This window comes from Micromonospora sp. NPDC051196, from assembly GCF_040682415.1.
Lineage (GTDB): Bacteria > Actinomycetota > Actinomycetes > Mycobacteriales > Micromonosporaceae > Micromonospora.
In genome coordinates this window covers 273,358-286,418 of the sequence record NZ_JBFBAY010000001.1, presented here as the reverse complement: position 1 = coordinate 286,418, position 13,061 = coordinate 273,358, and the positions used below count along the sequence as shown (strand labels likewise).

The 13,061-nt window shown below is 70.0% G+C and carries 15 protein-coding genes; 5 read left to right on the top strand and 10 right to left on the bottom strand.

Annotated features, from left to right (window positions below; all coding sequences use genetic code 11):
• Nucleotides 1-48: 48 nt before the first annotated feature.
• The 3 genes from AB0M35_RS01390 to AB0M35_RS01380 all read right to left on the bottom strand — a co-directional run bounded on the left by AB0M35_RS01390 (nucleotide 49) and on the right by AB0M35_RS01380 (nucleotide 2,626).
• A complete protein-coding gene (locus tag AB0M35_RS01390; protein ID WP_363740288.1) occupies nucleotides 49-888 on the bottom strand; it encodes a hypothetical protein in 840 nt (279 codons plus the stop codon).
• A 192-nt stretch (nucleotides 889-1,080) separates the two neighbouring features.
• On the bottom strand, nucleotides 1,081-1,881 hold the full coding sequence (locus AB0M35_RS01385) for a hypothetical protein (RefSeq protein WP_363740287.1): 801 nt from the start codon (nucleotides 1,879-1,881) through the stop codon (nucleotides 1,081-1,083).
• A gap of 103 nt (nucleotides 1,882-1,984) precedes the next feature.
• Nucleotides 1,985-2,626, bottom strand: a complete 642-nt coding sequence (locus AB0M35_RS01380) for a DUF4245 family protein (protein WP_363740286.1) — start codon at nucleotides 2,624-2,626, stop codon at nucleotides 1,985-1,987.
• A gap of 157 nt (nucleotides 2,627-2,783) precedes the next feature.
• Between AB0M35_RS01380 and glpX the strand changes: the two genes are divergently transcribed.
• Together glpX and AB0M35_RS01370 are read left to right on the top strand one after the other, a co-directional pair.
• A complete protein-coding gene (gene glpX / locus AB0M35_RS01375; RefSeq protein ID WP_363740285.1) occupies nucleotides 2,784-3,815 on the top strand; it encodes a class II fructose-bisphosphatase in 1,032 nt (343 codons plus the stop codon).
• A 115-nt stretch (nucleotides 3,816-3,930) separates the two neighbouring features.
• On the top strand, nucleotides 3,931-4,884 hold the full coding sequence (locus tag AB0M35_RS01370) for a DMT family transporter (protein WP_363741830.1): 954 nt from the start codon (nucleotides 3,931-3,933) through the stop codon (nucleotides 4,882-4,884).
• Between the two features lie 12 nt (nucleotides 4,885-4,896).
• Here AB0M35_RS01370 and AB0M35_RS01365 read toward each other — a convergent pair whose 3' ends face one another.
• The 5 genes from AB0M35_RS01365 to AB0M35_RS01345 all read right to left on the bottom strand — a co-directional run bounded on the left by AB0M35_RS01365 (nucleotide 4,897) and on the right by AB0M35_RS01345 (nucleotide 9,201).
• Nucleotides 4,897-5,550 carry a rhomboid family intramembrane serine protease gene (locus tag AB0M35_RS01365; RefSeq protein WP_363740284.1) on the bottom strand — a complete coding sequence of 218 codons (654 nt, stop codon included), beginning with the start codon at nucleotides 5,548-5,550 and terminating at the stop codon, nucleotides 4,897-4,899.
• A 138-nt stretch (nucleotides 5,551-5,688) separates the two neighbouring features.
• Complete coding sequence (locus AB0M35_RS01360; RefSeq protein ID WP_363740283.1) at nucleotides 5,689-6,366, bottom strand: transglycosylase SLT domain-containing protein; 678 nt, start codon at nucleotides 6,364-6,366, stop codon at nucleotides 5,689-5,691.
• Between the two features lie 287 nt (nucleotides 6,367-6,653).
• Nucleotides 6,654-8,069 (bottom strand): PhoH family protein, encoded by a 1,416-nt coding sequence (locus tag AB0M35_RS01355; protein ID WP_363740282.1) that lies wholly within the window; start codon nucleotides 8,067-8,069, stop codon nucleotides 6,654-6,656.
• A 423-nt stretch (nucleotides 8,070-8,492) separates the two neighbouring features.
• Nucleotides 8,493-8,828, bottom strand: coding sequence for a hypothetical protein (locus AB0M35_RS01350; RefSeq protein ID WP_363740281.1), 336 nt, complete (start codon nucleotides 8,826-8,828; stop codon nucleotides 8,493-8,495).
• A 28-nt stretch (nucleotides 8,829-8,856) separates the two neighbouring features.
• Nucleotides 8,857-9,201: a hypothetical protein gene (locus AB0M35_RS01345; RefSeq protein WP_363740280.1), complete on the bottom strand. Its 345-nt coding sequence runs from the start codon at nucleotides 9,199-9,201 to the stop codon at nucleotides 8,857-8,859.
• A gap of 264 nt (nucleotides 9,202-9,465) precedes the next feature.
• Here AB0M35_RS01345 and AB0M35_RS01340 point away from each other — a divergent pair, with 264 nt between their 5' ends.
• The 3 genes from AB0M35_RS01340 to otsB all read left to right on the top strand — a co-directional run bounded on the left by AB0M35_RS01340 (nucleotide 9,466) and on the right by otsB (nucleotide 11,315).
• Nucleotides 9,466-9,909, top strand: a complete 444-nt coding sequence (locus tag AB0M35_RS01340) for a helix-turn-helix transcriptional regulator (protein WP_363740279.1) — start codon at nucleotides 9,466-9,468, stop codon at nucleotides 9,907-9,909.
• Nucleotides 9,910-10,068: 159 nt separating this feature from the next.
• Nucleotides 10,069-10,422 (top strand): hypothetical protein, encoded by a 354-nt coding sequence (locus tag AB0M35_RS01335; RefSeq protein WP_363740278.1) that lies wholly within the window; start codon nucleotides 10,069-10,071, stop codon nucleotides 10,420-10,422.
• Between the two features lie 68 nt (nucleotides 10,423-10,490).
• Nucleotides 10,491-11,315, top strand: a complete 825-nt coding sequence (gene otsB, locus AB0M35_RS01330) for a trehalose-phosphatase (protein ID WP_363740277.1) — start codon at nucleotides 10,491-10,493, stop codon at nucleotides 11,313-11,315.
• 24 nt (nucleotides 11,316-11,339) lie between these two features.
• Here otsB and AB0M35_RS01325 read toward each other — a convergent pair whose 3' ends face one another.
• Together AB0M35_RS01325 and AB0M35_RS01320 are read right to left on the bottom strand one after the other, a co-directional pair.
• Complete coding sequence (locus AB0M35_RS01325; RefSeq protein ID WP_363740276.1) at nucleotides 11,340-12,110, bottom strand: isoprenyl transferase; 771 nt, start codon at nucleotides 12,108-12,110, stop codon at nucleotides 11,340-11,342.
• 90 nt (nucleotides 12,111-12,200) lie between these two features.
• Nucleotides 12,201-13,052, bottom strand: coding sequence for a hypothetical protein (locus tag AB0M35_RS01320; protein WP_363740275.1), 852 nt, complete (start codon nucleotides 13,050-13,052; stop codon nucleotides 12,201-12,203).
• Between the last annotated feature and the right edge of the window lie 9 nt (nucleotides 13,053-13,061).

The following is a 13,061-nucleotide window of genomic DNA, read 5'->3' as shown; positions in this document are numbered from 1 at the left end:
CGGAACGCGGCGGGAGCCGGTCAGCTCCCGCCGCGCGATCGGTAGTTCTCAGTCGAAGAGGTTGTACAGCTCCGGCGGCGCCTCGACGACCTGGTCGGCCGGGGGCTTCTGGGCGGCGGTCGCGTTGCCGTAGTCGCTGTAGGTCACCCGGATCTCCTGGGTCGCCGCCCCCGCCTGAACGCCGGGGACCTGAAGGACCATCTCGGTGAGCCGACCCTGCGCGTCGGTCGTGGCGGTGAACGGCACCGAGTTCGCCTGCGCGCCGAGCGCGGTGATCAGGCCCTGGTCGAGCGATCCGGCCTCGGCGGCCTTCGACAGGTCGATGGTGCCAGCGTACGCTCCATCGCCGGTGCGGCGCACCTCGGTGACGGCCTGGGTGAGCACCGCGCTGCCGGCCGGGTCGACCTTGTCGAAGTCGAAGCCGAGGTTACGGTTGCCCTGGATGCGGCTCTGATCGAGGTGCTGGTACTTGCCGAGGCTGAGTTTGTCCCGCCCCGGCACGCTGGACGCCGCCGCGCCCTGAAGATCCAGCTTGACCCAGCTGTCCGGCTTGGCGTGGATGAGGTCGAGTGTCATCGCGAGGTCGTCGGTCGGCTCGCCGATGCTCACCTTCATCTGGGCGCTCTGGCTCGGCTGGTGGACCTGCCCCTCGGCGGTGGAGCCGGCACCGGACATCCGGAACCGGAAGTTGCCGTTGCTGATCTCCCGGGTGGAGTCCAGCAATGCCTGCTTGGCGTCGGCGTCACCGGCCGCACCACTGGCGGTGGTGGTGGCCGACGGCGTGGCGGTGGTCCCGGCGGTGCCGTCACCGGTGGTGGTGCAGGCGGCGACTCCGGGCGTAAGCAACGCGGCGGCCATCAGGCCGGCGCTCAGTCGTCGAACGGTCATCGGTGTCTCCCAGCAGGGTCGCCCGACGCATCTCGCGCGCCGGAAGGCTGTCTTCTCTGTTCCCTGCCGGCCGGTCGGGCAATCACCTACTCCGGCACCGACTCCCGGGATCCCGGTCCGCCACCCACCCCACAGACGCCGGACGGGGAAGCGGATCATGCCCGCTCCCCCGTCCGGGTGACACCTGTCGACCTAGCTGAACATCTCCAGGAGCTGCTCGTTGGCCTCGACGATCTCGTTATCCGCCGGCTTCTTGGCGGGGCTGGCCGCACCGTAGTCGGCGTACTTGACGGTGATCTCCTGCGCCTTGAGCTCGCCGGCGGCCGGCACGGAGAGCACCAGCTCGGTCAGCCGGCCCTGGTCGTCGACCTTCGCGGTGAACGGGATCTCCTTGGCCTGGTCACCCAGGGCCTTGAGCATGTCCTCGTCCGCGGCCACGGAGTCCTTGGCGGCGGTAATGTCGATCTTGCCGCTGTAGGTGCCCGGCCCGGCCTCCTGGACCTCACCCAGACCCTTGAACATCTCGGCGGAGTTGGCCGGGTCGGTGCCGTCCTTGAAGATGTCGAGGCCCTTGGCGTTGCCGGCCTTGGTGGCGTCGACGTGCTGGTACTTGCCCTTCATGTCTTCCGCCCCGGGGAGGCCGGCGAACAGCTCACCCAGGTCCATCTTCACGTAGCTGTCGGAGTCGATCTTGATGATCTCCATCTCCATCGTGAAGGTCTCGTCGCCGACCGTCATGGAGAACTGCGCGCTGTTGCTCGGCTTGTGGACGCTGCCACCCCCCTTGATCGACTCCGAGTCGATCGTGAAGGTGAAGTTCCCGTCGTTCAACTCCTTGGTGGAGGCGACCAGGGCCGTCTTCGGGTCCTTCGGGATGGAGGCTGACGTGCCCGACCCGCTGGACGAGTCGGTGGCGTCGGAATTGCAGGCGGCTACGCCGGGAACCAGCAAGGTGGCGGCGAGAACGCCGACGCTCCAGCGTCGAATCTTCACAGACAATCTCTTCTCAAACTGGGAAAGCCGGACGGTTCACACCACCCGAGAAACGAACGTCCGGGAGCGTAACGGATAGGAGCGACACTTCGCGGCCCATAAATCAGTCCACGGCGCCGGCCATCTCCCGCAGTTCGTTGTCCCGGGCATCGCCGACCACGATCACGGTGCGGTCCGGCTGGAGTAGCACCAGCGCCTGCTCGTTACCCCGCGCGGTGTACCGCTGCCAGGTGCCACCACCGAGATCGGTCTGCCCCTGCGGTCGTCCCGCGTCGGTGAGTTCGGTGGGCAGCAGCTGCTCCGGCGGCACGTTGCTCTGCACCAACTGGACGCCACGTCCTTCCGGGGTGACATATCCCACCCGCAGGGTGGCACCCCCCTCGACCGCGCGGTAGGTGGCCCGGATGGACTGCCATCCCTTGCCCAGCCCGGACGGCTCGCTCACCGGGAACTCCCCAGCGGACCGCGCCTGTTCGAAGGCGGGCGTCGGATCGACCGGAGTCGGCTGGTCACCGCCGAGAAAACCTCGGTAGAAGGCGAGCAGCAGAGCGATCGGGATCAGGAGCACCAGCAGCGAGATGGCCATGTCGCGCGGCGAGCGGGTGGAGGCAGGCTTCCCGGGGGCCTCCGACGGGCCCGGCAACCGGTCAGGCCCGCCCGGGCCATCCTGTCGGTCGGCGGTCGGCCGGTCATCGCCCGGTGGCTGGTCTGCGGGTTCGCGGTCGGCAGGCTGTGCGGGTTCCACCCCGCCATTCTGGCAGCCGCCCGACCGGCGGTATCCGGCCCATCACCGCCCCGCCCCGGCTCCGTGTCAGCCATCGTGTGAGGATCAGGAACAAAGCCGGCAGCAGCTCACCGTCGGCCCGGTCAACCCCGCACCGCCGCGAGGAGGAGCCGTTCAGATGACGACCACCAGGACGCGTACCCCACAAGATCTCGACCGCAACCTCGCCCTCGACCTCGTCCGGGTCACCGAGGCGGCAGCGATGGCTGCCGGCCGCTGGGTCGGTCGGGGCGACAAGGAGGGCGGCGACGGCGCCGCCGTCGACGCGATGCGCAAGCTGATCAACTCGATTCCCATGCGTGGGATCGTGGTGATCGGCGAGGGCGAGAAGGACAACGCGCCGATGCTCTTCAACGGGGAGGAGGTCGGTGACGGCAGCGGTCCGGAGGTGGACGTCGCCGTCGACCCGATCGACGGCACCACGCTGATGAGCAAGGGGATGCCGAACGCGCTGGCGGTGCTGGCGGTCGCCGAGCGGGGTGCGATGTTCGACCCGAGCGCGGTCTTCTACATGGAGAAACTCGCCGTCGGACCGGCCTACGCGGACGTCGTCGACATCAACGCCGGTGTCGTCGAGAATCTGCGCCGGATCGCCAAGGTGAAGGGCTCCAGCGTCTCCGAGGTGACGGTCTGTGTACTCGACCGTTCCCGTCATGACGATCTGGTCGACCAGATCCGCCGGGCGGGTGCGGGCATCCGCTTCATCTCCGACGGCGACATCGCCGGTGCCATCGCCGCCGCTCGTGGCGAGTCGGACGTCGACGTCCTGATGGGCATCGGCGGCACCCCCGAGGGAATCACCGCCGCCTGCGCGTTGAAGTGCATGGGCGGGATGATGCAGGCCAAGCTGTGGCCCCGCGACGACGCCGAGCGGGAGAAGGCGCTGGCTGCCGGGCACGACCTGGACCGGGTGCTCACCACCGACGATCTGGTCACCGGCGACAACTGCTTCTTCGTGGCCACCGGCGTCACCTCGGGTGACCTGCTGCGGGGGGTGCGGTACCGGGCCGGCGGGGCGTACACCCAGTCGATCGTCATGCGTTCCAAGAGCGGCACGATCCGGGTGATCGACTCGTACCATCGGCTGGAGAAGCTGGCGCTCTACTCGGCGGTGGATTTCGACGGCCGGCCGCTGGCCGAGCAGGCGTGAGCGGGTACGGCGAGCGGACCATCAGACGCGGTAGCCTGCCGCCTCGCACCGCTGATGAGCGGAGCGGGGCGGCGGTGTGAACCTGGCCGGGACGGCGCCCCGGGCGGCGACGTCGGTGGGGCGCCGGGCCGGCGCGGTGGTACTGGCGGCGGTCGCCGGGATGGCGGTGGCCGTCCAGTCGCGGATCAACGGCGAGTTGGGCGTACGCCTCGGCGACGGCCTCGCCGCGGCGGTCATCTCGTTCGGGGTGGGCCTGCTGCTGCTGGTGGTGCTGCTCCCCGCCACCCGTGCTGGGCGCCGAGGGCTCAGCGCCCTGCGGGCCGCGCTGGGCACCGGTGCCTTACGGCCGTGGCAGTGCCTCGGCGGAGCGTGTGGTGCTCTGCTGGTGTTCACGCAGGGGGCCACCGTCGGCACTCTCGGCGTGGCTGTCTTCACGGTGGCGGTGGTCGCCGGCCAGTCGGGCAGCAGCCTCGCCGTCGACCGGGCGGGAATCGGCCCGGGTGGTCGCCAGCCGCTGACCGGGGCTCGGCTGACCGGCGCGGCCCTGACCGTGGTGGCGGTACTGCTGGCCGTCGGCGGCCGAGGGCTGGAGCCGGCGAGTCTCGCTCTGACCGTGCTGCCGCTGATCGCCGGGGTCGCGGTGGCCTGGCAGCAGGCGGTGAACGGTTGGGTCCGGGTGGTCACCCGCAGCACGTTGACCGCGACGGGGGTGAACTTCGCCGTCGGGACCAGCGTCCTGCTGGTCGCGTTCGCCGTCAGCGTCGCGGTGCGCGGTGCACCCTCCGGCGGCCTGCCGACGGAACCCTGGCTCTATCTGGGCGGGCCGGTCGGCGTGTTGTTCATCGCGGTTGCCGCGACGGTGGTCCGCCTCGTCGGCGTACTCGTGCTCGGGCTGGCGACCATCGCCGGTCAGGTCATCGGCGCGGTGCTGCTCGACGTGCTGCTGCCCACGGCCGCGTCGCACCCGGGTCCGCGAACCGTCCTCGGTGCGCTGCTCACCCTGGTCGCCGTCGGCGTCGCCACGCTGGGCGGCCGGTTCCGCCCGCTGTCCGGCCGCCGACGGCCGTGATGAGGGTACGGCTCAGGGCATGGTCATCGGCGACTCGGAGCCGTACGGGCCGTCGAACTCCGGCCGTCGACGGCGGAAGATGATCGCCACGACGATGCCGCCCAGCAGCCCGAACAGGTGCCCCTGCCAGGAGATCCGTTCGTCGGTCGGCAGGACGAGCGCCAGTTGGCCGCCGTAGAGAAGGCCGACCAGCAGGAAGACGGCGAAGTTCCACCAGCTCCGCTCGAAGATGCCCCGGGTCAGCAGGATGCCGAGATAGCCGAAGATGACCCCGCTCGCCCCGACGACGATCGTGTTGGGCGACCCGGTGAACCAGACGCCCAGGCCGCTGGCCAGGACGATCACCAGCGTGGACCAGAGGAAGCGTCGGGCACCGGCGGCCAGCACAAAGGTGCCGAGCAGGATCAGCGGGATGCTGTTGCTGTAGAGATGCTCGAAGCCGTGGTGCAGGAACGGTGAGAAGAAGACCCCGTCCAACCCCTCGATGCGCTGCGGGATGATGCCTGCGGCGGCGTCGAAGCCGGCGCCGAGCCAGGTGTCGAGGCCCTCGATCAGGAAGAGCACCGGCACCACGGCACACATGGCGACGAAGGCCCGACCGATGGACGCGTAGAAGGCTCCGGTGCCGAACCGGTGCGGGTCGCCGTTGACGGGGTGCAGGGTCACCCGTCAACAGCTATCAGCAAACTCCGGCAGCCGCCACTTTTCGCCCCCCGGCACCCGCCCTCGGCAGGCGATCGGGGGCGGTCAGCGCAACGTCGGCGGAAACGAGGGGTGCGCCCTTCGTTCCCGCCGACGGAGCGGTCAGTACCAGCCGCGGTTCTGCGAGTGGGTCCAGGCACTGCACGGCGTGCCGTGCCGACCCTTGATGTAGCCGAGTCCCCACTTGATCTGCGTGACCGGGTTGGTCTCCCAGTCCGCGCCGACCGTGGCCATCTTGTTGCCCGGCATGGCCTGCGGGATGCCGTGTGCACCGGAGCGACTGTTGTGGGCCCGGGGGTTCCAGCCGCTCTCCTTGTTCCAGAGCTTGTCCAGACACGGGAACTGGTCGATCTTGAAACCGGCGTCGATCATCAGGGCGCAACCGGTCTTCCGGTGCCCGCTGTACTCCTTGCAGGAGGCCGGGACCGGTCCGTCGTACGGCTTGAGGGCCCGAGCCCGAGCCGCAGCCTCCTTGGCCGCCTTCTCCTCGGCGGCCTTCTTGCGCGCCGCTTCCTCGGCCTTGCGGGCCTTCTCGGCGGCGGCGCGGGCCCGCTTCCTGGTCTCGGCGGCCTGCTGACGGGCGGCTCGCACCTGGCGGGAGACCTGCTGCTCCTGCCGATAGTCGACATCGATCTGGGTAACATTGCCGGCCACCTGCGCGCCCGGATCCGGGCGCGACGTCTGGCGATCTTCGCTCAGGTAGAAGCCGCCGGCGATGCCTCCAGAGAGCATCACGACAGCGACGCCACGAGCGGCGAACCGGCTCCACAGCCGACTCACGTGGTGATCCCTTCGTCGGGGTCAGGGACGCGGGGTGACGGCCCGCTGGGCCGAAGCACACCGCGAGCGCCCGTGACCGGCTCGCCGGTCACCGTAGCCGCACTGCCGGCGTACCCCGGCGGTCGTTCGCCTCCCTGACGGGAGTGGCGAATGGCCACCGACGATGCCTGCGGTGCGTGGGCGCCCGCTGGACACCATCGCGCACAGTGAGACCGATGGGAAACGGCCAGACCTGATTGTGACGTGGGTCACTCAAAAAATGCGTGGTAAAACGCCCTAAACGGTCATCATTGCGGGATGTCCTCCAGCAGATCGGTCACCATCGCGGCGATCGGAGATCGCTCCGAACGGCTGAGCGTGACGTGCGCGAAGAGCTGATGACCCTTCAGCGCCTCGATCACTGCGGTCACTCCGTCGTGCCGACCGACCCGGAGGTTGTCCCGCTGGGCGACATCGTGGGTCAGCACGACCCGGGAACCCTGACCGATCCGGGAGAGCACCGTCAGCAGGACGCCACGTTCGAGTGACTGCGCCTCGTCGACGATGACGAAGGCGTCGTGCAGGCTGCGCCCGCGGATGTGGGTCAGCGGCAGCACCTCCAGCAGACCGCGCGAGGTGACCTCCTCCAGCACGTTCTCGTGCACCACGGCGCCGAGCGTGTCGAAGACCGCCTGCGCCCAAGGCGACATCTTCTCCGACTCCGAGCCGGGCAGGTAGCCGAGTTCCTGGCCGCCGACGGCGTACAGCGGGCGGAAGACGATCACCTTCTTGTGCCGGCGGCGCTCCATCACCGCCTCCAACCCGGCGCAGAGCGCGAGGGCCGACTTGCCGGTTCCGGCCCGGCCGCCCAGCGAGACGATGCCGATCGACTCGTCGAGCAGCAGATCAAGCGCGATCCGCTGCTCGGCGGAGCGCCCGTGTACGCCGAACGCCTCCCGGTCGCCACGGACCAACCGGACAGTCTTGTCCGGCAGCACCCGGCCGAGGGCGGATCCCCGGGTGGAGTGCAACACCAGACCGGTGTGGCAGGGCAGGCCCGCTGCCGCGTCCACGTCGATGGTCTCCCCGGCGTAGAGCCGGGCGATGTCGTCCTCGGGCAGATCCAGTTCGGCCATCCCCGTCCAGGTCGGGTCGCTGGCCTGGCCGTGCCGGTACTCGTCGGCCCGCAGCCCGACCGAGGCGGCCTTGACCCGCAGCGGCATGTCCTTGCTGACCAGCGTCACCTCCCGCCCTTCGGCGGCGAGGTTCAGCGCGACGGAAAGAATCCGGGCGTCGTTGGATTCATTGCGGAAGCCCGGCGGCAGTACGCCGTCGTCGGTGTGGTTGAGCTCCACCCGAAGCGTGCCACCGTCGTCGTTGGCGGGTACCGGGCGATCCAGCCGCCCGTGCAGCACGCGCAACTCGTCCAGCATGCGTAGCGATTGCCGGGCGAACCAGCCCAGCTCGGGATGGTGTCGCTTGCCCTCCAGTTCGGAGATCACCACCAGGGGTAGGACCACCTCGTGCTCGGCGAAGCGGTGGAATGCCGCCGGGTCGCTGAGCAGGACGGAGGTGTCCAGGACGAAGGATTGGCCCGCTGGTCGGGGCTCCCTGGTGTCGGCCGACCCGGCAGCCGCAGTGCGGCGGCTCCGGGCGGTGCGGCGGGTCGTGGTAGTCGCGGCCGGGCCCTGGTCGGCACCGGCGGTCGTACGGCGAGTCGTCACAGGCCTGCTCCGGCGGATGGGCACCCGGCCACCCGCGGTCCGCCTCCTCCGGTGCCCGACGGACACGGGGTCGGATGCGGGCCCCGTGCGCGAGGTCGCAGGCCGGGCGGGCCGGTTGGCTCGGGACAATCCCGCGCCATGCCTAGACGCTAGCTCCCCGCACCCGTCCCGGCTAGGGCATGATTCAGAAGGCGCATCTGCGGCCAACGACGGCCCCGGCAGCGAGACCTCGGGGACGAGCCCACGGCTCGTTCGACGAGCGGTGGTGCCCTCGACAGAGGTGAACCGGCCGGGATGCATGCCCCCTGCGCGCACCCCGGCCGGTGGGACCACCGTCCCCGGTCTGACGTGATCCCCGCGGCGCACGCCCGATCAAGCGGTACGCCGCCTTCCTGGACGGGCCCGCAAGCCCGTCGACCGGTCTCAGCCGGTTCGCCGTACGAGAGTGCCGGTCGGGTGCCGCCCGGTTACCGAGGCGGCCGGCGTCGTGAACGACGATCCGGTGTACGTGGTGCCCGGGCGGGTCACGGCGGCGGGCACCCGGGTGTTGCTGGGCCCGGTGACCGCGAGGGCGGTGGCGATCGCCGCCTGGGCGTCGCGCCGCCGCCGGTTCCAGGCCCCACGGTCACCGTCGAAGTAGCCCTGCCGATAGCCGAAGCGGTAACCGATGCGGTAGCTGAGTTGCCCGTGCAGTCGCCCGGCCGCATAGCTGGTCGCGGCGAGCACGAGCACCAGGAATATCGCGAGGAAGGGACTCATCCGGCGGCTCCGGTCCCTCGCACGTTGCTCATCGTTCCTCCGGCTCGACTGTGGTCGGGTCGGTCACCAGCAGCCGGTCGAGGTCGTCGGTGCCGACCTCCTCCATTAGCTCGACGCTGATCCGGCAGCCGTCCAGGACCACTTCGGCCACGGACGACCGGCGGATCTCGCCACCGGCGTCATAGACCCGGACGCTCAGTTCCGGGCAGCCGAGGTGGGTCCGCCAGGCGTTCCACTCGGCCCGGTCACCGACGCTCAGCGAGAGATAGCGGCAGCCCCGGGCGAGGTAGAGGCGCCAGGGCGCGCTGAGCCCTGCGGCGACACCCTCGGCGATCAGGCCGAAGGCCTGCGCACGGGTTGCGACTTCGGTCACCGCACCTCCCGTACATCGGACGCGTGACACAGGTGAGCACTGATCGTCTCATGCACGTGACACACCGTAGGTTGTCCCATGGGCGTGACAGTATCAGCTTTTCGTTTGTTTGCCCCCGCACCTACGTACATCTATCCTGCCCAGGTGACACCCCTCAGAAACAGTGCTGGACCCCTGACCGACCAGTCAGAATCGGCGTCACGTAAGCGTGACAGGCGCGTGCCGAGGACGCCCACCCAGGCTCAACGGTCGTACGGTCACGAGGTGACCGAGACCGCCAATGCACGGAAGATCGCCTTCGCCACCTTCGTCCGTCGGGCCCTCGACGAGGCGCGTGCCACCCGGGCGTGGAGCGGCACCGAGGTCTCCCGGCGTACCGGTGTCTCACGGCAGACGATCAACCGTTGGGTACGCGGCGACTGGGCCAGCGACCCGGAGGCCGAGCGGGTGGTGGCGTTCTGCGAAGGCCTCGGCCTCGACCCGGCAGTGGCCTTCGCGGCACTCGGTTGGGATCGGACCGCCTCCCGGCACCGGGGCGCCCCGACACCCCCGCCGATGGACCCCGACGTCGAGGCGCTGCTGCGTCGGCTGGTCGACCCCGGCGTCTCGGACGCGGAGAAGTTCCACATCCGAGAAACCATCCGTTATCTCGCATACCGGCCGACCCTGCCGACTGGTGTCCGAAAACGTGGGGAAGCGGCCAGCTAGTTCCTCAGATGGCGAAAGAACAGCAGGTCAGCCTCATTCGTTTCGCTTCGGGCCGGGATCGGGCGCGCTAGCGTCCGTATTTGTACTGCTTGGGCTCGTCGTCGGCGGGGGGACGGGACAAGGCCGAACCCAGCCCTGCGGGACAGAAGGAGGGTCTTCATGACCCTGAAATGGTCGGCAGTCGTGGTCGCGACAATCTCGGTGACGCTCTGCGTCACCGGCAACGCGGTGACCCTGGCCCTCGACGGCGGGCAGCTTCCCCTGCTCGTCAACCTCTTCGCGCTCGCCGCCGCGAGCACCGCGATCGTCCTGGCCGTGCTCGCTGAGCTGCACGAGCGGCTCAACGACCGGCTCACCGCGCTCACCGAGTTCCTGGTGGAGCGGCTCCGGGAGATCGAGGCGCACACCGGCGACCGGAACACCGGATTCGTGGAGGGCTATCTGCTCAGCCACGGCCAGGAGGCGGCCGTGGTGCCGTTCGGACGGCGCGGACGGGGAGCCGCCGAACGCTGATCGCAAGGGCCAAACGAGCCAACCTCAGGCCAGGATTGATCGCCGAAAGCCGGGGTACGCTTTCGCGCGTGCCACCGTTGAATCTAGGCAACCAGCAGCCGAAGATCCCGTTGAACGCCGACGAGGCCTGGCGGGCCACCGCCGACCGGGCGGCCGAGACCGTGCTCTTCTTCGACTTCGACGGCACACTCGCGCCGGTCGCCGACGATCCGACGAAGGTGCAGCCCGCGCCGAAGGTGCTGGCCGCGATCGAGGCACTCGCCCCGGTGGTACGCCGGATCGCGATCGTCTCCGCCCGGCCCGTCGAGTTCCTTCGGGAGCACTTCGACGGGCTGACCGGCGTGGATCTCTACGGCTTGTACGGGTTGGAGCACAGCCACTCCGGTGGCGAGACGGTCACCGAGCCGGCCGCCCTGCCATTCGTGCCCACCATGGCCGAACTCGCCGACCTGGCCCGGGCCGAACTACCGCCACAGGCCCTGGTGGAATACAAGCGGCTGTCCGTGGCCCTGCACTGGCGTACCGCGCCGCAGCTGGCCGACACGGTCGAGCAGTGGGGTCGCGCCCAGGCCGAACGCCTGGGCCTGCGGGTGCAGGTCGGGCGGATGGTGCTGGAGGTCAAGCCGCCGGTAGACCGGGACAAGGGCATGGTCATCGACGAGCTGGTGCAGTCCGCCGGTGGCGCCTGGTACTTCGGCGACGACGTCTCCGACATCAAGGCGTTCGCCGCGCTGCGGGCCCGCACCGCCGCGGATGCCGACTTCCTGGGGGTCTGCGTCGCCGTCGCCAACCCGGAGACCGGCGCCGAGGTCGCCGAGGCCGCCGACCTCACCATCGACTCCCCGGCCGCCCTGGGCGACTTCCTCACCGAGGCCACCCACCACCTGACCTGACGGCCCCGAGAACGGCCGCCCCGGTCAGGCCCCGAAACGGCGCTGACGGGTGGCGTACGAGCGCAGTGCGCGGAGGAAGTCGACGCGCCGGAAATCCGGCCAGTTGAGTTCGCAGAAGTAGAACTCCGAGTGTGCCGACTGCCAGAGCATGAAGCCGGACAGCCGCTGCTCGCCACTGGTCCGGATGATCAGATCCGGGTCCGGCAGGCCGCGGGTGTAGAGGTGCTCCGAGATGTCGTCGACGTCGAGGGAACCGGCCAACTCCTCCAGTGTGCCGCCGTTCGCCGCGTGCTCCAGCAGCAGCGAGCGGACCGCGTCGGCGATCTCCCGGCGGCCGCCGTACCCGACGGCGATGTTGACCTGAGCGCCGCCGCTGCGGTCCCGGGTCCGCTCCTCGGCGGCCTTGAGCGCTGCGGCGTGGTGCGCCGGCAGCACGTCGAGCGCGCCCACCATCCGCAGCCGCCAGGGGTTGCCCGCCTCAGCCAGCTCGGTGGTCAGATCTTCGATGATCTGGAGCAGCGGATCCAGTTCCGCTGCGGGCCGGGAGAGGTTGTCGGTGGAGAGCAGCCAGAGCGTCACATGCCCCACCCCGGCCGCGTCACACCACCGCAGCAGCTCCTTGATCCGCTCGGCACCCATCCGATGCCCGTCGTTCGGGTCGACGAAGCCCATCTCCCGGGCCCACCTGCGGTTACCGTCGCACATCACGCCCACATGGCGGGGCACCGGACGGCCCGCGAGCTTGGCCGTCAGCCGCCGCTCGTAGACGGAGTAGAGAACTTTCCGCAGAGTCATCACTTGCAGAGTAGCGAGCCCGCGCGCAGCCGAGCGTGCCGGTGGCCGATACCGCACCGAGCGGTCGAGACCCGGTCGAATCGCCCCAGCTCAGGAGGCGGGCGCGGCGGTGGAGGCACGGCGTACGCCGTAGAGGGCGAGGACCGCTGCGGCGAGAAGTGGCGCGCCGTCGCGGATCAGCCCATCCACACCGAGTAACCACCAGCACAACGGCAGGTCCACCGCGAGCACGGCCAGGGTGATCACCACGAGCAGGGTGCCCGCCCAGCGTTTGCCGCGCATCAGAATCGCGGTGCAGAACAACACCAGGTAGCTGGTCGCGATACCCGCCGCCAGCCAGAACAGCACCGCCGGCAGGGCGAACGGCCGGCCGTCGAGGATCTCCGCGACGGCGACCAGGGCCGGTACGAGCATCAGCGGGCTGTAGGTGAAGGCGGCGACCCGGCTGGTCAACAGCCAGGCGTTGGCCTCCGGTCGACGCGGTGGGGTCTCCCGCCAGAAGATGCCGGACCGGTCGATGACCAGCCGGGGCCGGTGCCGCACCAGATGCCCGGCGATGGCCGGGGAGCGGTACAGCAACCAGACCACGGCGGTGCACAGTGCCGCGAGCAGGGCAAACCCGAGCAGGCCGGGCAACGGTGGCATGCCGTTCCGGGGCACGATCAGTCGACCCACCGCGAAGACGGTGGTGATGGCGAGGATCAGGCCGAGCGGACGGGCCACCGTACGGCCTCGGCGTACGTGGCCGATCAGCAGCAGGAAGCCGATCGATCGCAGCATCGCCCAGCCGGTGCGTACCGCGAGCCCGAAGCCCTGCTCCGGGGCGTACCACCAGTTGAGCACCTCGACCACGACGGTGGCCGCGGCGGTCACGGCGAGCAGCACGGTCATGGCCCGGACGGCGGACGGCCGCCGGACCTCGGTCTCGGCGGCCGTCCTCATGGGATCCGA

Coding starts and splice junctions, on each gene's coding strand:
- AB0M35_RS01390 (WP_363740288.1), bottom strand. CDS start 888: ATGACCGTTCGACGACTGAGCGCCGGCCTGATGGCCGCCGCGTTGCTT.
- glpX (WP_363740285.1), top strand. CDS start 2,784: ATGACGACCACCAGGACGCGTACCCCACAAGATCTCGACCGCAACCTC.
- AB0M35_RS01350 (WP_363740281.1), bottom strand. CDS start 8,828: ATGAGTCCCTTCCTCGCGATATTCCTGGTGCTCGTGCTCGCCGCGACC.
- AB0M35_RS01335 (WP_363740278.1), top strand. CDS start 10,069: ATGACCCTGAAATGGTCGGCAGTCGTGGTCGCGACAATCTCGGTGACG.
- AB0M35_RS01325 (WP_363740276.1), bottom strand. CDS start 12,110: ATGACTCTGCGGAAAGTTCTCTACTCCGTCTACGAGCGGCGGCTGACG.
- AB0M35_RS01320 (WP_363740275.1), bottom strand. CDS start 13,052: ATGAGGACGGCCGCCGAGACCGAGGTCCGGCGGCCGTCCGCCGTCCGG.